Annotated in this window: 16 protein-coding genes; 10 read left to right on the plus strand and 6 right to left on the minus strand. The window is 40.7% G+C overall.

The annotated features are described in order from the left end of the window. A partial coding sequence (locus V7K30_RS15320; RefSeq protein WP_335000542.1) for a hypothetical protein occupies positions 1 to 2979 on the plus strand: 2979 nt, incomplete at its 5' end. 69 nt (positions 2980 to 3048) lie between these two features. Here the strand turns inward: V7K30_RS15320 and V7K30_RS15325 are convergent. Both V7K30_RS15325 and V7K30_RS15330 read right to left on the minus strand, forming a co-directional pair. Next, positions 3049 to 3480, minus strand: coding sequence for a hypothetical protein (locus V7K30_RS15325; RefSeq protein WP_335000544.1), 432 nt, complete (start codon positions 3478 to 3480; stop codon positions 3049 to 3051). 1085 nt (positions 3481 to 4565) lie between these two features. Further along, positions 4566 to 4973 carry a hypothetical protein gene (locus tag V7K30_RS15330; protein WP_335000546.1) on the minus strand — a complete coding sequence of 136 codons (408 nt, stop codon included), beginning with the start codon at positions 4971 to 4973 and terminating at the stop codon, positions 4566 to 4568. 1216 nt (positions 4974 to 6189) lie between these two features. Here V7K30_RS15330 and ppk1 point away from each other — a divergent pair. Further along, the gene (gene ppk1, locus V7K30_RS15335) at positions 6190 to 8370 is read left to right on the plus strand and encodes a polyphosphate kinase 1 (protein WP_335000548.1); all 2181 of its coding nucleotides are present in this window, start codon (positions 6190 to 6192) and stop codon (positions 8368 to 8370) included. 190 nt (positions 8371 to 8560) lie between these two features. Continuing rightward, positions 8561 to 8977 (plus strand): response regulator, encoded by a 417-nt coding sequence (locus tag V7K30_RS15340; protein WP_335000550.1) that lies wholly within the window; start codon positions 8561 to 8563, stop codon positions 8975 to 8977. Positions 8978 to 9106: 129 nt separating this feature from the next. On the opposite strand, the gene V7K30_RS15345 is transcribed toward V7K30_RS15340, so the two are convergent. Further along, positions 9107 to 9280 carry a hypothetical protein gene (locus V7K30_RS15345; RefSeq protein ID WP_335000552.1) on the minus strand — a complete coding sequence of 58 codons (174 nt, stop codon included), beginning with the start codon at positions 9278 to 9280 and terminating at the stop codon, positions 9107 to 9109. 1001 nt (positions 9281 to 10281) lie between these two features. Between V7K30_RS15345 and V7K30_RS15350 the strand changes: the two genes are divergently transcribed. Continuing rightward, entirely contained in the window at positions 10282 to 10851 is a 570-nt protein-coding gene (locus tag V7K30_RS15350) for a DUF2854 domain-containing protein (RefSeq protein ID WP_335000554.1), read from the plus strand. Between the two features lie 449 nt (positions 10852 to 11300). Here V7K30_RS15350 and V7K30_RS15355 read toward each other — a convergent pair whose 3' ends face one another. Next, positions 11301 to 11561: a chlororespiratory reduction protein 7 gene (locus V7K30_RS15355; RefSeq protein ID WP_335000556.1), complete on the minus strand. Its 261-nt coding sequence runs from the start codon at positions 11559 to 11561 to the stop codon at positions 11301 to 11303. A gap of 597 nt (positions 11562 to 12158) precedes the next feature. Between V7K30_RS15355 and V7K30_RS15360 the strand changes: the two genes are divergently transcribed. Beyond that, entirely contained in the window at positions 12159 to 12359 is a 201-nt protein-coding gene (locus tag V7K30_RS15360; protein ID WP_335000558.1) for a hypothetical protein, read from the plus strand. Beyond that, a complete protein-coding gene (locus V7K30_RS15365) occupies positions 12347 to 13369 on the plus strand; it encodes a PleD family two-component system response regulator (RefSeq protein WP_335000560.1) in 1023 nt (340 codons plus the stop codon). The genes V7K30_RS15360 and V7K30_RS15365 overlap by 13 nt, the downstream gene beginning before the upstream one ends. A gap of 52 nt (positions 13370 to 13421) precedes the next feature. On the opposite strand, the gene V7K30_RS15370 is transcribed toward V7K30_RS15365, so the two are convergent. Further along, on the minus strand, positions 13422 to 14627 hold the full coding sequence (locus tag V7K30_RS15370) for a histidine kinase (protein WP_335000562.1): 1206 nt from the start codon (positions 14625 to 14627) through the stop codon (positions 13422 to 13424). Between the two features lie 573 nt (positions 14628 to 15200). On the opposite strand from V7K30_RS15370, the gene V7K30_RS15375 reads away from it, so the two are divergent. Continuing rightward, complete coding sequence (locus V7K30_RS15375) at positions 15201 to 15377, plus strand: hypothetical protein (protein ID WP_335000564.1); 177 nt, start codon at positions 15201 to 15203, stop codon at positions 15375 to 15377. A gap of 614 nt (positions 15378 to 15991) precedes the next feature. On the opposite strand, the gene V7K30_RS15380 is transcribed toward V7K30_RS15375, so the two are convergent. Further along, positions 15992 to 16195 (minus strand): hypothetical protein, encoded by a 204-nt coding sequence (locus V7K30_RS15380; RefSeq protein WP_335000566.1) that lies wholly within the window; start codon positions 16193 to 16195, stop codon positions 15992 to 15994. A 13-nt stretch (positions 16196 to 16208) separates the two neighbouring features. Here V7K30_RS15380 and V7K30_RS15385 point away from each other — a divergent pair, with 13 nt between their 5' ends. From V7K30_RS15385 to V7K30_RS15395, 3 genes are all read left to right on the plus strand, one after another. Beyond that, a complete protein-coding gene (locus V7K30_RS15385; protein WP_335000568.1) occupies positions 16209 to 17603 on the plus strand; it encodes an S-layer homology domain-containing protein in 1395 nt (464 codons plus the stop codon). 314 nt (positions 17604 to 17917) lie between these two features. Then, positions 17918 to 18958, plus strand: coding sequence for an SGNH/GDSL hydrolase family protein (locus V7K30_RS15390; protein WP_335000570.1), 1041 nt, complete (start codon positions 17918 to 17920; stop codon positions 18956 to 18958). 13 nt (positions 18959 to 18971) lie between these two features. After that, complete coding sequence (locus tag V7K30_RS15395) at positions 18972 to 20015, plus strand: M42 family metallopeptidase (protein WP_335000659.1); 1044 nt, start codon at positions 18972 to 18974, stop codon at positions 20013 to 20015. Positions 20016 to 20175 lie beyond the last annotated feature (160 nt).

The raw sequence follows: 20175 nt of genomic DNA on the forward strand, positions 1-20175 counted from the left end.
TTACAAAAAACCAAACAGTTATCCGAATTAGCCACAATTAATGTCATCGGACAAAATCATACAGCTGCTAGTGATAATAGTTCGCCCAAGTCGGATAAAGTAGATAACATCCAAAGTAAACCTTTATTAAAAGAAACTTTAAAAGATCCTAACTCTCACTTACAAAAAACCAAACAGTTATCCGAATTAGCCACAATTAATGTCATCGAACAAAATCATGCAACTGCTAGTGATAATAGTTCGCCCAAGTCGGATAAAGTAGATAACATCCAAAGTAAACCTTTATTAAAACAAACTTTAAAAGATGCTAACTCTCACTTACAGAAAACCAAACAGTTATCCGAATTCACTATAGCTGATGTTATCCCAATTGAAGAGTATAAAATAGAGCCTATCAAGCCCCCTGATGAAGGTCAAGAAGAGACTAAACCGAATACAATTAAACCGAATACAATTAAACCATACACATCAACACAACAAATACTAATAGAAAAATTACGTAGTTCCAAAAAGCAACAACAAGCAAAACAAAAACAAATAATTCTTAATGCCCTTGCACTTAGTGCCAATAAGTATCCTTGGATTGTTAACCCAACAGATAACCTAACTTTTTCCACGGAATTATTTAAGCCAAATGAGGATGAAAATTATATAGATACGGATACAAGTGTAAGATTCTCTGGAGACAATCAGATTATTAATAAATTCACCTATGCTAAATTTCCAAAAGCTGACCAACTTTACTGGGTTCTCGATAACAATAGAATAGTAGTTGAAACTAAAGGCTCCCAAGTCGGTATTCTCTCTCAAGGAAGAGAAACTAACACTTATATCACCCAAAATGTTACCTCACAACAGGCATTCTGGGGATTACAAACTCTGTTCGCTATACCTACACATTTTCAGGATTTATTTGGACAAGTTGATACTACTAATTTTTCCATAACTTCAATAGCCGGACAATTGGTAAATCCTGAAGGGATACCTGCTGGCAGAGTTACTATTAATAGTGGAATTGACTTAAACAATCCTAATGTCACAGTTCTAACAAATCCTATTCCAAAGATTGGTAGTGGCTCTACTTTGAGTATTGATGGTGGGCAAGCTTTATTTCAAGCTTTAGATGCTGCCAATGCTCCTAAAATTCTGCAAGGCTTTCCAACCACGAATATACAGCCTTTACTAGATAATGGAAATGTCAAACTCAAGATAGGCGAAATTATTCCTAATAGTGCCCTAAAAGCTACTGGTATCTCCTGGGGAAATATCTTGACAGGAGAAGGTTTTGGTTTTACTGCTCCTGTCTCTTCTTTACCAGGTATTAAAGTTGCTCAACTTGGAAAATTTGATAACTTTGACTTGTTAAACGTAGCAGTCAATCCTTTTCTCTCTCAATCTGAGAAAGACTTTCATTATCTTAATTCTTTACAGTGGGTATCTTTAGGGAGAAGACAACCGGTATTTGAGACACTATCTCAAACTCAAGAAAGTTCTGATTGGCACAGGCTTTATGTTAGCCATCCTCATAATCGCAGCTTAATTCAATATGACCCAGTTGCAATTAAAGCTACTTACTCTAATATTTTCTCTGCTCCAGGATTATCTCTAACAGCTAAATTTAGCGATGCTAGTATTGATGCTATTCAATCAGTGAATTCTACATTAGGCTTGCTATTAGGTGGAGTTTTTGAAGCGATTAAAATCGATAATATTCAAAAAGGTCTAGAAGAAGCTAGACAAAAATTAAAGAATGGAGAAGGTTTTACTTCTTTAAATACAACTGCTACGTCTGAACAAAGAAGACAAATCAATAACAGGCTGAATCGCACTTTATCTTATGCCAATGCAGCCAGTGGACTAGAGCAGGTATCTGGAACTTACACATTTCCTAGTCAAGTAACTCCTAATAACTCTAGTATCTTGCAAATAAGAACGGGAAACCACAAACGAGCAGTTCAGTTTCTTGAAAGAGATATTTCTATTTTAAATGAAGGTAATACATTCTTTTCTGATCTCAGGCTCTCTAATAAAAAATTTGGACCTCTGACTTACATTGGTATTCCGATTCCTTTAAATGATACTTCGATTGTTCCTGTTAACGAATCCTCTGCTGCTGAAGTAATTTTGACAAACGCCCAAGGACAACAATTTGTAGAAAAATTTAATTCAGCAGATTCGACGATAGTACCGATACAGGTGCGAGCAGCCGATTTAGCATTCGATTATATGGAACTCACTAGAGTTGACAAAATAGGTGTTAGTTTTAATAGCTTTAATGGTTATCTTTCCTTGCCGACAGTTGAATTATTAGCAGCAGGTTCTTCTGGAAATTTTAACTATAGTGCCAATGTAGGAACTTGGTTTAATATAGATGCTAACTCGGCACCAGGCGTTTCTAATAATAATTTAGGCACGGAAGAACCAACTTTAGGTTTGTATACTAATATACTTCTTAACTATATTAAAACTGATGTACGGTTAAATTCAGCCAAAAAACCTGTAGCTATTAATACTTACGTACCATACTTGAGAGTTGATTGGAATAGTGCCTCTAATAAAAATAATCCTTTTTCTACTTATTTAAGTTATTTATATCAGCATCAAGAAAGGAATTTCGGTTTTTCTTTAGCTCCTGGCATCGCTTTTATTGAGAATAATAGTAATGGGGATTTTTTAGGTCTTTTCAATGGAGAATTTAGTACTAGTCATGGCTTGAATATTAAGACAAATTTAGAGATAGGGAAAGAGTGTTTCTTTGAATTTCAGGGTTTACATAGAGTCAGCAAAAATATTTCTGCTGGTGTCTATTTGAAAAATTATAGTATTAATAATCTGGGTTTGAGCAGCCGAGTTTCTGGCTTCAACTATGGAGTCATTATGAGGCATAATTTTCCAGATAATAGTGTGTTCATAGAAACTAAAGTTGGTACAGGCGAGAATGGATTTGACCTACAGCTTCAAGGTGGTTATCGATTTTGATAGCATCGTGAAAGATCCCTGACTTTTTTAGAAGTCGGGGATCTAAGGTTTTTAGTTTGTCAATTCTGTTTAATCTAAACCACCTAAGCCGTTATTACCAGTGCCCGCTCGGATTATAGTTGTTAAATCTTCAACAGAAGTAGTATTTTTTAATAAATTCGCTGTTGTATCAATAAATGAGCTTGGGTTAGAGAGTGTAGTAGTTTGAACTAATCCTGGGGTTATAGTCAGACTAGTTATGGTTTCGTTATTTCCACCTGCAATACCTCCATAGGTAGGAGAAATTGTTAAACCTCCGTTAAAGTAAGAGCCAGAAGGTAAAGTTACCTCACCACTGACACTGAGAAAAGTACCAGAAGGTCTAATAAGAGTAACAGCACCACGAGCAGTAGCCTGTTGTGCATTTGCTGGTGTGGCTAAAAAGTTTCCTACACTTATTAAACCTAATAGGCAGATACTTCCCTGAAGAATCATAGATAATTTGTTGGATAAGCTATTCATGTTTTATAAACTCCTCATCTTCTTCGCCTTAGCTTGTTTCCAGATTTTGCTTGGGAATGCAAAATTAACCTCGACTAGCAAAAGTAGAGGCGGAATCTTTCTTTATCTTTTTTTATTACTCTCGTCAGATAAAAATATAGAATCCCTGATATGAGCGTTTTGTTAACAATGAACATTTTGAGGGGTGGTATTGTTACGCAAGCGCTCGATTCATTATTTTCTGGGAGTTTCAGGGTTTATATTGATATCACCAAAGCTATGTAAAGGAGTGATGAGGAGTTTTAAAAGTCTTTGGCGAATAGAATTCGCTACTACTTACACAAATAAAGTCCACCTCCGTGGCAATACTTCTCGGATAAGGGTTGAGTCGTCCTAGATTCAGATCCCCCCGCCTCCTTTACCCCCTTTTTAAGGGGGTAAAGGAGGGTTATGAGCAAGCCTTTTTAAGGGGGGTTGGGGGGATCTGCAACAACTATTGCGCTAACCGAGAAGTATTGACCTCCGTGGACTAATGAAAAATCAAGAGTTTCATAACCTGCGGAGGCAGGTAAAGTCTCGTGTTGCCGCGACTTCTAGTCGCCAGGGCTAGTAATAAATTAGACTTTTCAAACAACCTCTTAGCTCGACTTTATCCATTTTCTATGAACGCGATACTTCTGCGGAGTCGTTACACGAACGCTAACGCTGAAACTTTTGTGGGACGGTAGTTTTACTTTTTCGATTTCACCGAGAATCAGAGACTTGGAAAAAATATTTGCGAAAAAGCCAGGGTTTTTGCCAGATAAATAAAACCGAGTTCTTAATTTTGGATAAAGTCGAGCTAAGAAGGAAATGTTCTTCATTTGCTACCGCGAATAATGGAGATGGAACCTCCCAATTGCCATTCCCAGTCGGAGACTCTTAACGAGGTACAAGACGAACAACAAGATTCCCGACTTTTTGAATAAGTCGGGAATCTGAGCCACAAAATAAATATAGGGAAGAGATATAGCATTGCTATTTCTCTTCCCTATGATCTATTGATTTATTCAACTGTTCTGTCAGTTGTTAAAAATTTTGTAAGTACTTAGGAGGCAAAATTCAATCTACTCTAGACCGCCACCAGCACCAGCTGCTCTGACAAGGGCTGCTAAATCTTCAACATTTGTAAAAGTACCAGCAGCAATCTGTGCTGCAATAGCTGCTGAAATTGTGGTAGGAGGTGTGGTTGAAGATGTTCCAGTTGTTGGGGTTAATGTGAGGCCTGTGACAATTTCTTGGTTTGTACCTGGAGCAGAATTACCATTAACGACAACATCTAATGCGGTAAAGTCCGTACCCGGAGCTGCAACCAACTCACCACTGACGCTGAGAGAAGAACCTGATGGTCTAACTATTGTAACCGCACCCCGAGCTGAAGCTTGATCTGCACTTGCTGGCGCAGCCAGGATATTACCAACGCCAACCAAACCTAGCAGACAAATGCTTCCTTTAACGATCGCAGAAATTTTCATGATTAACAAACTCCCCGTGTTTTTTTCTTTGCGTTCTCAATATAACTATTGCTACCAAGAAAAATATCAGTAATAATACCCGAATTTGTAAAAATCTCGACGGTCATAAATTAAAAAAACTAATAGACTAAATTTTTAATGCGTAACTGAACAACAGCAGCAAAATCATCATAAAAATAGAGATATAGCAAGGCTTGTATTTACTTAATATCTGTATTAAAAATGTGGCAATGCTTACCAAAGTTCGGATTTTGGAAAACCAAATCCAGAAGCATTTTAGGTAAGACTTTAGACCGATTAATACACCATAAATCCCTGTAAATACCGCTTAATAATTCATTAAATATTGTCATAAATGCCTATGTCATATCTTTGCTAAATCTTAAGTGCATCTTCATGGGTAATATAGCGCTTCTAGGTTGAGTAAGTTACAAGAACCCCACCCCCAACCCCCTCCCCGCTCTTCGAGAGGGGGCTATGATGTAACTTATCTGATTAGGAACCGCTATATGCTCTGGGCAACGATTTAAATCCCCAGACTTATAGCGGTTTTCATGTGGATGCAATATTTTGTAGGGGCGCACAATTGTACATTGATGTCAACTTAACGTAAAAACCTAGTCTGATAAGAAGAGTGAAAATTTTTCGATGTACTAACTAGATTTTGATCCCCCTTAACCTCCTTAAAAAGGGGAGAACTAGAATCGAGTGCCCCCAATTTATCGGGGATTGGGGGATCTAAAACGACGGCAAATTGCGTGTTTGAGCTTAGAGGATGTTTGAAAAGTGTTTTGCTGTTACTTTAGGCACTTTTAGATCCCCCTAACCCCCCTTAAAAAGGGGGGAACCGGCATCAAAGTCCCCCTTTTTAAGGGGGATTTAGAGGGATCTGGAACTTTTGATACCAACAAGAGGACTTTTCAAACATCCTCTAAGAGGACTTTTCAAACATCCTCAAAAAGACAGCAAAACCCTAAAAATTTCTTGGTAATGTTGGCTTTCGTTTCTACGCAAGTTTATTTTTTAGTATTTAACTGAAGTTATTTAAATACAAATAGATTTTTGATTTAAGCATTATCTCTGCCCTTTACCAGTAGCGAGGTAGAGAATCAGTACAGCCAAAAATTGCCTCAACGTTATGCTCAAGCACCATTTAACTTACTATGTTTATTGTCCCCCAGTTAAATAGTTCACATCTGCCTGCCCTTACGTCATTATGGCAAAATCTAAGAAAAGCTCTACCCCCATCAATCTCAGCGATCCACAATATTATCTTAACCGAGAGTTAAGCTGGTTAGAATTTAATGGCAGGGTGTTACATGAAGCCTGTGACGATCGCACACGCCTTCTCGAACGCCTCAAATTTTTGGCAATCTTCAACTCTAATTTGGATGAGTTTTTCATGGTGCGCGTTGCTGGTTTAAAGCAACAAGTAGAGGCGAAAGTCAGCCTGTTAACTCCCGATGGTCGGACACCACAACAACAGCTAGACGATATTATGTCTACCCTGACTCCTCATGTAAAGAAACAGCATCAACATTTTGAGCAAGTACTTCGTCCTCTACTAGCAAATCATGGCATCCATATTCTGGATTACATAGATTTGAATCAAAAACAGCGGACTCATCTAAATAGCTATTTTGAGGAACAAGTCTTTCCAGTTTTGACTCCTCTAGCTGTTGATCCCAGTCATCCCTTTCCTTTTATTTCCAATCTCAGTCTGAATCTGGCTGTTGTAGTCAAAAACCCAGACACCGAAGAAGAATTCTTTGCCAGAGTTAAAGTCCCCAGCGTTCTACCACGATTTTTACCAATACCGCCTGAGTTGCGAACTGTGGACAATGACAAACCTGCCCACTGGACTGGAGTCCCTTTAGAACAAGCGATCGCTCATAACTTGGAATCTTTATTTCCAGGGATGAACATTCAAGAATATCATCCGTTCCGCATTACCCGTGATGCCGATTTAGTCTTAGAAGAAGATGAGGCAGATGATTTATTGTTAGCGATTGAACAGGAACTGCGAAAACGGCGGCTGGGTGGGAGTCCAGTCCGGCTAGAAATTCAGTCCCAGACTCCTGAAATAGTGCGATCGCGATTATTGCATGATTTGGAATTAACAGAAAGTGATCTTTACGAAGTAGACGGTCTTTTGGGGCTGCGAGATTTAATGTACTTCATGGCATTGCCACTGCCAGAACTCAAAGATCCACCACGCCAATCTGTTGTACCATTACGCCTGCAAAGGCTGAGGGAACCGACTTTAGACCCAGATGCGCTGGAGACGGACGAAGGAAAAGACTTTTTTGCTGTGATTCGGGAAAAGGATTTACTAGTACACCATCCCTATCAATCCTTTTCGGCTACAGTGGTACGCTTTATTACCCATGCTGCCTATGACCCGAATGTATTAGCCATCAAGATGACTCTTTATCGGACTTCTGGTGACTCGCCCATCGTCAACGCTTTAATTGCCGCCGCCGAAAATGGCAAGCAAGTATCTGTACTGGTGGAATTAAAGGCGCGGTTTGATGAGGAGAATAATATTTACTGGGCAAAACGACTAGAAAGAGTTGGAGTTCATGTAGTCTATGGTTTAGTGGGGCTGAAAACCCACAGTAAAACCGTCATGGTGGTACGGCGCGAAAAAGACCGGATACGTCGCTACGTGCATATTGGCACAGGTAACTATAACCCCAAAACAGCACGGCTGTATACAGATTTGGGATTGTTCAGTTGCCGTGAAGAATTGGGTGCTGACATCACAGATTTATTTAATTTCTTGACAGGATACTCACGGCAAAAGTCTTATCGAGAGTTGCTGGTTGCGCCTGTGAATATGCGCGATCGCTTTTTGGCACTAATTCACCGCGAAATCGAAAATGTTCAAAATGGATTTTCTGGACGCATTGTTGCCAAAATGAATGCCCTAGTCGATCCAGAAATTATCGCCACTTTATATGAAGCTTCCCGCGCCGGAGTGCAAATCGACTTAATTATCAGGGGCGTTTGTTGTTTGCGCCCAGGACTCAAAGACATTAGTGAAAACATTCGCATAATCAGCATTGTCGGTCGCTTTTTAGAACACTCTCGTATTTATTATTTTCATAACAATACACAGGAGGAAATCTATATCGGCAGTGCCGACTGGATGCGCCGCAACCTAGATCGCCGAGTGGAAGTAATTACCCCAGTGAAAGACCCTGATATTGCCAAAGATTTGCAAGAAATTATGGGAATTATGCTCGCAGATAATCGCCAAGCTTGGGAATTACAAGCCGATGGCACTTACATTCAACGGCGTCCCTATGATGATTCTCCAGAAGCTAATTCACAAAAAATTATCATGAATATGGCATTACGCTCAACTGGTGTAGCCTCAAACCTGATTGATTAAAAAATAAGTTATTTCTATCTTGACAACTAGCTCAACTTAGTTTCTTTAGAAAACTTGAATTTTTTGAGAAGTTATCTAAGTTGTTTGTCATGGGTTCACACAAGTTATTCAACCATAGGATAGAGTTAGTGCTGGCACTTGTTCTCATAAACTGGAGAGGTTGTTCTGAATAAATTTGTCTTTCCCCTCAATGTTAATGTTATCCTGTGAGCTTTCTACCTTGCGTCTTCTAGTAGTTGATGACCACGAACTGACTCGTTTAACCTTACAATTAGTTTTTTCTTGCCAGGAAAATATTCAAGTAGTAGGTTTAGCCAGTAATGGTGAAGAAGCTATAGAGATGGTTAAACGTTGCCATCCTGACGTGATTGTTCTAGATTTACAAATGCCAGTCATGGATGGCTGGAGTGCGTCTAGTCACATTAAAGCTATATCTCCGAACACCCAGATTCTTGCTTACTCCTCAGTGGAAGACGTAAATTTTCAGGGGACAAAGGTAATGTCTAGCTTTGATGACGTTTGCAAGAAAGATGTACCTACAAGTGAGCTTATTGCCTTAGTTAGGCAGTTAGGTCAGCGTGCAGGAGATGGTTCAGTTGCAGGATAAATGATACAGCTATGTTGCTTCGACAACTCAGGCTTAGTTCAATTTTGGGGATTTAAGGACATAATATTACTGAGGAGCGTCGGTATAGCCCGAAGTTGACGGTTAAACCGACGCAATTTTTGATAATTTCTACCCTACTGGAATGGTGCGTCTAAATTCATCAATTAATTCATCCAGTTCTTCTAAAGCCTGATTTACATCAACTCTCAAAGTTCCCAGGTTTGGTTGCTCCAGTAGACTTAACAGGTACTCGCGTTTACTTTGAACTGCGACAATTCGTTCTTTTATAGTCTGTACATCCATTATTTTTTTCCTATCTTTAACTACCTTTAAATTTAAAGTTAACTCAAAATCCAAGATTCTGGGGCACTATACGCCCTTAGTAGTCCACTACACTATATTTTCCTTCCTTAGAAACTCTCCGTGTCTCCCCTACCCCTGCTCTTAAAGCAGTTTTGATTTATTTGAACCACATATGTTGTAAGGGCACAGCTATTGCTCATGCTTATCAACTTAAACCCAAACCCCTTTAAAACCCAATACGCTTGGGTTAAAGCCAAAAACCAAAATCCAGCGTAGGTTGGAGAGCCACTGCGCCCTTGCGGTTTCCCGACTTGTACCCCTACGGGGAAGCAAGCTACGCGCAGCGTCTCCCTTAGGAGAAGCAAGTGGCGTTTGAAGAACGAAACCCAACATTTTTTGTGGTTTGTTGGGTTTCACTTCCCTACGGGACGCTGTTCGCGAAGGTTCAACCTAACCTACAACTATACCTTAGAGGTTGTTTGAAAAGTCCTCTTGTCGGTATCAAAATATTTTAGATCCCCCTAAATCCCCCGATAAATTGGGGGACTTTGACTCCGGTTCCCCCCTTTTTAAGGGGGGTTAGGGGGGATCAAAATGCCTAAAATCACAGCCAAATACTTTTCAAACATCCTCTTAACCCAAGCGTATTGCTTTAAAACCTTGTTTCCAGTCGGAGACTGGGAACGAGACAATCTCTAAAAGCTTGTTCTAGAAAGGCTTTTCACTTAAGTTGATACCAATGAGCATTACTTTGCCCCTACAGCGTGGTCTATTTACCTGAAAATAGGTGTAAGCAAGCTACGCGCAGGGTCTCTGATAAGAGAAGTTCTGAACTAAGGAAGCTAGAAGTTACTGACTTCTCTTTGTGTCAGTCTTAACCTGACAATTTTGAGTTGGTTGAATACTACCGCCTGGGGATGATGTTCTTCCCTAATTTGTTACTCATAGCCGATGATAATAAAACTGAGGTATTTATTCAGACTTTATACTAATTTAAGCTCATGCTACGCCAAATCTCTTTGGGAACACTCGGTTTAACTATCGGCGGCATATTAACCATCATTGGCTTCGTCGCCTATGCTGTTAATAATGCCACACTCAATCTTGTCGGATTTTTTTACGGAATTCCTCTATTGTTGGGAGGGCTAGCGCTGAAAGCTAATGAACTTAAGCCAGTACCATTTAGCCAAACTACGTCACCGTCAGCATTGATACTGCGCCAGCAACAAGCAACTGATACTCAAAATAAAATTCGCAAAGACATCACCCGATATTGCTACGGTCAAGATGCTCATTTAGATACAACACTTTCTTTTCTGGGTTTGAGTCCCACAGACCAGGAACGGCCAACAGTTACAGGGTTGCGAGAAACAGAAGTCAATGGAAGTTATGCCCTAATTTTAGAATTTGATTCACCGCTAATACCAATTGATGTGTGGCAAAAAAAGCAGGAAAAAATGACCAACTATTTTGGTCCTGGATTAAAGATTCAAATAACGCAGCCATCTGAAAATACAATTGAGCTAGCGCTAATCAATACTCAAAAAGAGTCCCTAGTCAGTAGTCAATAGTCAAGAACAAAAATTATCATTACCCAAACTCTATTCTTTTATGGCTTGTCGTTACCCAAATTTTTGTAACAGTCAAAGTGAAGCGCTAACCGACATCCCGCATATAACTTAAGTTCTGGACTAAGAAGCTCTCTGTCCACTAAGCGTGGACTGAAATTTTCACTTTCACAGAGGATAGCCATATACATCGCTTAAAATATTGTATTTAGTCCACGTTTAGTGGACTTTAGTTATTAGCCTCGGAATTTATTCCCAGGCGGGATAACAACGAAGCGAAAGATTTAAAAAAATGTTGGTAATGACAAGGTTTTTAAGTATTGGGTTTCCCCCCTGCTCGCTCCGAAGTTCTGATGCCTGTCTTGAGAAGTGACGCTCCTGCGTCGGAAGGCTCCGTTCAGACAACTCTGGGCTTCTTGGTTAACTCTTCCTCTTAAGCACTCACCAAAAAGTTATTTTTCTAAACGAACTGCATACCACTGCAAATATTGCCCAGGAGCAATATCTAATTCGCAGCTGGTGTCGAGCAAATATTGTGCTTGAGCTTCGACAGTATCAAACTTTTGTAAGTCAGGCGGCAAATCTTGAATTATGAGTTGTTGGAGAGTTGTTTTGAGCTTTTCTAATAACTCTGATGGGGTCAGAAATTTTTCTGGTTGATTTGTTTCTAGAACAACAAAGTGATCTTGCTGATACATTAATGGGTCTGGCATTTTAAAGATTTAGTGAATGTAAATAGGGTTTGATTTTTTTGTCAGAACTTCTGGTTATTTGTGGAGCCAAAAAGATGGTGATTTTATGTGCTGTCTGTGAAGTAATTATAGGATTTAGTTGTTAAAAATAAATATTAATCTTAATTTAGTATATCTTTTCTATATTCATTTAATCTTAGCTAGTAAATTGCTGTCTTTCAGAAGTAACAGCCTCTTTTTTGATTTAACTAAATATACTTAATTTATTAACCCAGAGTAACTGGTAAATAAAGCTTTACACCAAGTTTGATCTCAATCTTATGTAATTATACTAAACCTTCGCAACCCTTACCGAAGAGACTAAATAAATTTAAGTCAAGTGATATTAATATTTAATATTAGCTATCTTCTGAACGCACTTTGGCAATTGTTTTGCCCTGTCTCACTAGGTTTATAAACTAACTACAGAACTAAATAATTAAAGTGGGCATTTGCAATTCTCAAAAAAATCGCAATTTGACTTTAACAATGGGGAAATATAAAAGTAACATTTCCTCCCATAACCATAGCCGAACAAAAAGGTAACAATTGCCTTCGTGTTCCAATTATAGATCGTCTATGCAACTTAGTTATCTACCGCTTACTTGGCTCAAGAACATTGAGCAGTCTATTGTCAAAAAACAGTTGATTGTGAAGCCAGACACACCTTTGCCGCAAATCCTGGCATTGATGAAAAGAGCGATCGCCCCCATGCGATTGAGTTGCACAGCCTTTTTCAGGATAGTCCCGCAAGTGGAAGGCAACTCATGTCAGGCATAAGCCCATTTTCTGTTTCTAAGCAACCACCACTGATTTTAGTGGTTGATGACGAGAAAACCACCCGAGTCTTGTTGCGTAAAGCTATGGAACAAGAAGGTTATCGAGTGGTCGAGGTTAATGATGGTAAACAATGTTTAGATGCTTACGAGACTATCAAACCAGATATAGTTTTACTAGATGCTGTAATGCCTGTGATGGATGGCTTTACCTGCTGTAAGCACCTGCTTCAGATTGCCAGGAATAATAGAATATCAGCCGTTGCAACCTATGATACTGACTCGATCCTTAACAATACTATCATCCCCATGTGGGATCGCACTCCGATATTGATAATCACATGCTTGGACGACGAAGAATCCGTCAACCGTGCTTTTGAAGCAGGGGCGACTGATTACGTCACTAAGCCAATTAACTTCGCTGTATTGCGCCATCGGTTGCGCGGACTGCTAAAGGAAGCGCAACTTTACAAACAATTAGAGGCAACAAACCAAGCTTTGCAGCACCTTGCCAATGTAGATGGCTTAACTGATTTGGCAAATCGTCGCCGCTTTGACGATTATCTGCATACTCAGTGGATTAATCTCATACAAGACGAATCTCCCTTGTCAATGATTTTGTGTGATATCGACTTTTTTAAATTCTATAACGATAAATATGGCCACCCGGCTGGGGATATCTGTTTACAAAAGGTGGGTGCTCTCTTAGGTCTTAAGGCACAAAAACATCATGATTTAGTAGCGCGTTATGGTGGCGAAGAATTTGCTGTGATTATGCCATACACCCCTGCATCTGGAGCAGTTCACGTTGCCGCAGCGATACAAGCGGGTATCAAAGATTTGCAAATTGTTCATGACGGATCTGTGGTGAGTCAGTATCTTACCCTGAGTATGGGCGTGGCGACTGTTGTCCCCACTTGGGAATCCTCACCTTCAGATTTAATTGTGCGGGCAGATAAAGCACTTTACCAAGCTAAGGCCGGGGGACGCGATCGCTTTATCTCAAGTTCTTAATTGTCATTAGTTATTAGTTATTTGTCATTTGTGAATGACCAATAACTAATAACTAAGAAGGATAAACTGGCAGTGTGAAGTGGAACCATGCTCCGTTATTGGGGGCAGAGTCTACCCAAATTTGGCCATAATGTGCCAGGACGATGCGTTGGCATAAACAAAGACCAATGCCGTAACCTTCTGTACCTTCATCCCGTTGAAGGCGGAAGTGGTTTTCAAAGATGCGATCGCGATTCTCTACAGGAATACCAGGCCCAGTATCGCCAATACTAAACTGAACTTTTTGGGTAGTGCGGTGCAATCCGGCAACGCTAATCTTGCCACCTTCTGGGGTGTATTTGATGGCATTATCCAACAGATTCATTAGCACTTGGCGGATGCGTTCTGGGTCAGCATATACGTATGGCAAGTCATTGGGAATATCCGTTTCTACCTCTTGGGCTTTGGCGGTGTAGCGATCGCACAATTCTTCCAGTACATCTAAGCAAATTTTACCTAGCTGTACTTTTTGTGGTAAAATTGGAAATTCTGTATCTTTGCCACGACCTACCTGCAAAAGGTCGGCAATCATCCGATCAATGATCTTGGTTTGATTCCGGGCTTGTTTTAATAGATGCGCCGTCATGGATGCTTTGAGGCGTTGGAACTGGCCTGTCTCTAAATTGTAATTAGATTGAAGAGTTTCTATGGCGATCGCAGCGGCAGTTAGCGGATTGCGGAGATCGTGCGCCAGCATAGCAATCACTCGGTCTTTAAAGTGTAGCTGCTCTTGGAGGTTATCTTTTTCCTGTTTCAAGCGAAAAATTTCGTCTGAAAGTCGGATTAGTTCAGCAGAAACAGCAACTGAATGGATAGTGGATTTGGGTGATGTCGCCCTAGCATTGTCGTCTATACGTTCTTGCAAGTCTTCCTGTAATTTTAAGTAAGCGTCTACAGCAACTTGCCAGCGAGGCCACGAGTTTTTCAATTGCGCTATTATATTACTCCCAGCCAAAACCTGTCTTGGTTCTGGATGGATTTTGATTAAAGCTGGCGTTGCTACCAATCTAAAGTGTTCTGCTAAGTAAGGTTGTTGTTCAACATCGATAGTTTGAAGTTCAAAACTATACTCAGCCTGCAATTCTTTTAAGTAAGCACGTATTCGCTGCACCTGTTGTCGGGACTTTGGGCGTCCATCGACAAACACTAACAGCTGGAGTGGAGCCTCAGAATAAATAGGCTGATCCTGGGAAACTTGCATGTAATCGTGTTTCAGCACTGGTAACAACCCGGTGACGCTTTACAGAAAGTAAAATGGACTGACGGTTGTCGATGGTCGTTGTTTTTCTTGAATTTAATATCTATTTTAGATTTTCATACTCCTATCAGTTCTGCATTTTTGACATCAGACATATCTTTTTCAGCCTTTTGCTCCTTTTTGGCTAACTTCATCTCAAGAAACACTCTTGCCCTTGAATATAAGTCTTAATTTGCCCTGAATCAAAATTCTCGCCAGAGCCAGCAGGTGAAAGGTTTAATACTATGTCAAATCGGCTAGTGCAACACCATGTCAATTCGAGTACTCGCTTTGAACAAGTGATCACCCAAGCAAATGCAGATGCTAATTGTATCTAATCTATCAGGAAGCTGTTAACTGTTCAGACCAAGTTTGTAGAGGGTTTTCTCAACCGCCAGTGCATCCGATGAAGTGTCTTTTTTGCCTCTACCCAATCATTAGTAGGATTGGGAAACAGCTATAACTAACTTTGTACTGCCTCTATTACTTGCCAAGCGCACCCTATGCCCAGCTCTGGTAAAAGAACTGCTGCCCTATGCGAGAAGAACAGGGGCGATGCCTACGGCGGTAAACTACGCACTTTTAGAGTCAGCATTCACTGCTTTCGAGGCTGCCAAGAAACTCTTGACTACAGCACAAGCAGCAGTTTCCCTAGAAAATCAATTTAAAGATACTAGGGAAATTGCTGTGACACTTGATTGCTTTGCCTACGACCCCAGTCGCCAAGAATAATCAACTTACGCTAAGTTCCTGGAATTGCTTAACACTGGCATTTTCCAGCTATTGCCTTACTCAGCTTACCATCCTCAGATGAATAATTTCCAGAAATCGATTGGAAGCCAGCGTTAGCGAACTTTATCCATTCCCCTCCTTGGGTGAGGCTAAGGGGGGCTTTAGTTCTAGTCTATCACTTGAGTTGCGATCGCATTACAACTAGTGCATCTGGAAGGAGATTAAAGCTTTTTGCTAGCTATGGTGTTATTTGGCGAGTTCTCAATCACTTATCAGCTCTACCAATTGAATATTTAGAGAACTATCTGAAAAATTGACAGACCACTAGAGTCTGTCACATTAATTTTGATCAGTTCGTAGTGGGTGGCTTTAGCCCTCATCTAAACTACGAACTCCCTTAACCTGTGATAATCCCTGTGGTGGAGTACTAGCTGATAGCACCCAAATCCGAAAACTCTTATCTAGCAAGTATTCCAGATTTATTTGTGTTTTTTTTCTGAAAATGTTAGTTTGCCAAAATTTTAGGGAACTCTATAAATAAGCATGGGAATAAAACCTAATGGCTGTAAAACAAAGACAAACACGGTAGCTTTTGCTACCGTTTACTAATTTTTTCAGATATCATCTTCACTAACAGAGACATTTACGAAGAAGACGCCGTGAGTCGGTAGTGTCTTTGAGTGATAGAAGAGGCAGAGGAACAGAGCAGCAGAGGTGACATTCGATTCTCTCTGCTTTCCTGCTTTTTCTTTACCTAATACCCAATCCCCAATCCCATTTAATGAACAGTCTGCGCTAGGGTAAGAATTGAAACTCAATTTGTGATTTCCTGTGCTTCCCTGTAAACGTCCAGCTGTATTTCTAATTTGGGCTGTTCTACTCACTTCGTTAACAGCCTGTGCTAATAGTCCAGTCGCCAAAAACCTTGAGCAATCTTTGGCGGCAGATCCGAAGCTGCAAAGTAATCCAGTTGTCTTTGGAGAATCTCAGGGTAAGCAACCGCAAGCACAGCAAAACGAATCAACAGTTCAGTTACCAGCTGATTTTCCCAAAGATATCCCACTATATTCCAATGCCAAACTACAGGAAATTACACCTGCTAGCGGCTCAGAAAACAGAGTCTCAACTCGTTGGTTGAGTTCTGACCCCAGCAATTTTATTGCTAGCTTTTATCGCAGTCAGTTTCAAGCAAATAACTGGCAGATTTTGCAACAGCCAACAGATGATGCGGGAGGTGCTTTTGAGGCACGTCGTAACGATTTGCTGTTGAAGGTTTCCATTCAGCCTAAATCAGTTACTAACGCTACACCTAATCAACCTCAAACAGCCACTGAATTATTGATTGAGTATGTACCGAATAGTAGCGCAACGGCACAATCGACCCCAACTAAAAATTCTAACGAAACTACTAACGCCGTTCCTCAACCAGACAATCCACAGTTCATAGGCCCAGTACCACCCGCAAACTTGGCAGCACAGCCACCAAGCACGGCTAATAACCAAACAACTCCTACAGCCAAAGCCGAATCTCAGGAATTCAACGATCTGAATAAGGTACCGCAAGAATGGCGGCAACATATCCAAGACTTAGCTGCATTAGGTGTTTTGTCTCTAGAACCAAAGGCAACCAAGAGTAATTCTACTACCACAACTAACCAGTTTGAACCAGGTAAAATCGTTACACATCGGGAATACGCCCGTTGGCTAATTGCTGCTAACAATGCTATGTATGCCAGCAATCCAGCTAAACAAATTCGCTTGGCATCAGAAAGCACTCAACCAGTTTTTAGTGATGTGCCCGCAAAAGACCCTGATTTTCCAGCAATTCAGGGATTAGCCGAAGCTGGGTTAATTCCCAGCCCCTTGTCTGGAGATTCTACAGTAGTTTTGTTTCGTCCTGATACACCCCTAACGCGGGAACAGTTGCTGCTGTGGAAATTACCTCTAGATACTCGCCAAGCTTTACCCTCTGCTAACTTAGATGCGGTCAAACAAACCTGGGGCTTCCAAGACGCAGCGCGAATTGACCCCAAGGCTTTAAGAGCAGTGTTGGCTGATTACCAGAATGGCGAACAATCGAATATTCGGCGGGTATTTGGCTATACGACTCTGTTTCAACCCAAAAAACCAATAACTCGTGCTGAGGCTGCTACGGCTTTGTGGTATTTCGGCAGTCAAGGTGAAGGTGTATCGGCTGCTGAGGCTTTGAAATTAAAGCGAAATTAAAGCGATGTCTATGAAGGGTTAGGCCATTCTGTTGCAGTTAGTTCATCCATAGCATAAAAGTGGCCAATACCCACGCTTTAGTATGGAAACTTTGCTATTTCTTTGTAATGTACCGATTTTTATCAAGAAAATGTAAATCTAAGTATTTTCAGCGTTTTTACCCGTGTTTGATAAATTTTTGAGGCATAGTTAAGTAAAACAACGTAAATTAACTCAATAGACGTACTTAGTTTTGAAGTAACTCGAAAGGCAAATTGTCATATCGCCCCTTGATTACTTTTAAACAGACTAAAAATACCACGGGTAAAACAAATATGAAAAAACAAGCTGTAGCAGCCGGATTTGTTCTATTTTCTTTCATGTTACCGCCCAAAGCCTCAGCTGCGAGTTTTGATCAGCTTTATGTCTTTGGCGATAGTCTTTCCGATACAGGCAATATATATAATGCTACGGCTAAAACATACCCTCAAAGCCCACCTTACTTTGAAGGACGTTTTTCCGATGGGCCGCTCTGGGTGGATTATCTCGGAGATCAGCTAGGATTAAAGCCCACTTTATTGACTACTATTCCTTCCACACCTCCTACCCAAGGGATAAACTTCGCTTTCGGTGGTGCTAGCTCTGGTTTAGGTAATGCTGTCGTTCCCAATCCAAATTTACCGGGAGTACTCAAACAAGTCCTTGGTTTTGCTGGAACTCTGAAAGCAAATAATCAAACTGCTGACCCAAATGCACTTTATACATTGTGGGGAGGTGCGAATGATTTCTTTTTTCTTAACCCCAAAGACTCGACTACGCCAATCAGTAATATATCTGTGGCGTTGAATACTCTGGTAGGAGTCGGCGCGAAAAATATTTTGGTGTTTAACTTGCCAGATTTGGGAAAACTACCAGCAGCTAAAATCAACGATCGCAACCCTACAACTCTTAGCAAATCGACTAGTGAGTTTAACTTGGGTTTAGCACAAACTGTGAGCGCTTTGAGTCAAAATCCGAATCTCAACATCATCTCTGTTGATACTTATTCTTTATTTAATCAGGCAAGTGCATTGGGTTTTACGAATGTAACCGAGTCTTGTCTATCTAGGCTAGATATATGTAACCCAGGTAATAACAAGTTTCTCGTCTGGGACGGTTTCCACCCAACGACCGCTGCTCATAAGGTGATAGCAGATGTTGCACTGGCGGCGATTGAGGCTAAGTCTGTTCCTGAACCTTCGATAAACTTAGGGATTTTAGCCCTTGGTGCTTTTGGTGCGGTAGGAGTGCTGAAGCGTCAACAAAAAAGGTCAGCACTTGTATCAGCAGGTCGCGTTGTTGATGCACAATTGTCTCATACAACAGTTGAAAATTAAACTAACTGTATTGATGTGGGATTACGATCGCTTATTTGAAATTATTGAAGAATTAGTGATGCACCATTCTCCGAGTGGTGCAGAAACTGAGATTAACCAGTTGTTGATGCAACGATTTACGGCGCTGGGTGTGGAAGTATGGTGCGATCGCGCCGATAATATTATTGCGAAAATTCCAGGGAAAAGTCCAGACCGAGCGATCGCTATCACGGCACACAAAGATGAAATTGGCGCAATTGTCAAGAGTCTCGGTGATCAAGGTCGTGTCAAAGTCAGCAAACTCGGCGGTTCTTTCCCGTGGGTTTACGGGGAAGGCGTTGTCGATTTACTTGGAGACAACGAAACTATCAGTGGAATTCTCAGCTTTGGTTCCCGCCATGTTTCCCATGAATCTCCTCAAAAAGTGCAGCAGGAAGATACTACTGTGAAGTGGGAAAATGCCTGGATTGAAACGAAGCTGACATCTGCTGAATTAGAAGCAGCTGGTATTCGACCTGGAACTAGAATGGTGATCGGTAAGCATCGCAAGCATCCAATTAGGTTAAAGGATCATATTGCCAGTTACACCTTAGATAACAAAGCTTCTGTTGCGATTCTGTTAGCTTTAGCTGAAAACCTAAAACAGCCAGTTGTTGATGTTTATTTAGTGGCATCAGCAAAAGAAGAAGTGGGAGCAATTGGGGCGCTATTTTTCACCCAAAATCAGCGTTTGGATGCCTTGATTGCTTTAGAAATTTGTCCATTATCTGAGGAATATCCTGTTAAAGATGGGGAAATTCCTGTACTTTTATCTCAAGATGCTTATGGAATATATGATGAGGGGCTAAATGGACAACTGCGCCATAGTGCCAAGCAGTTGGATATGCCAGTGCAGTTAACAACTCTGAGTGGATTTGGTAGTGATGCTTCAATTGCGATGAAATTTGGGCATGTTGGACGTGCTGCTTGTTTGGCGTTTCCTACCCAAAATACACATGGATATGAAATTGCTCATTTAGGAGCGATCGCTAATTGTATCGATTTGTTAAAAGCGTTCTGCGAAACTGAGTTTGAGTGATAAATCAGTATGGAAGTGCGTTAGCGTTCGCAAAGCGTCTCCGTCAGGAGAAGTTCCTCCTCTGGAGGTTTGCCATCAACTCAAGCTTTTAGCGAAGTGTCCAAATTGTCAAGCACCTTTCAAAATACCTGCACTGTGGGAGGATAGGTGCTGTCATAAA

Source organism: Nostoc sp. (genome assembly GCF_036917655.1).
Lineage (GTDB): Bacteria > Cyanobacteriota > Cyanobacteriia > Cyanobacteriales > Nostocaceae > Nostoc.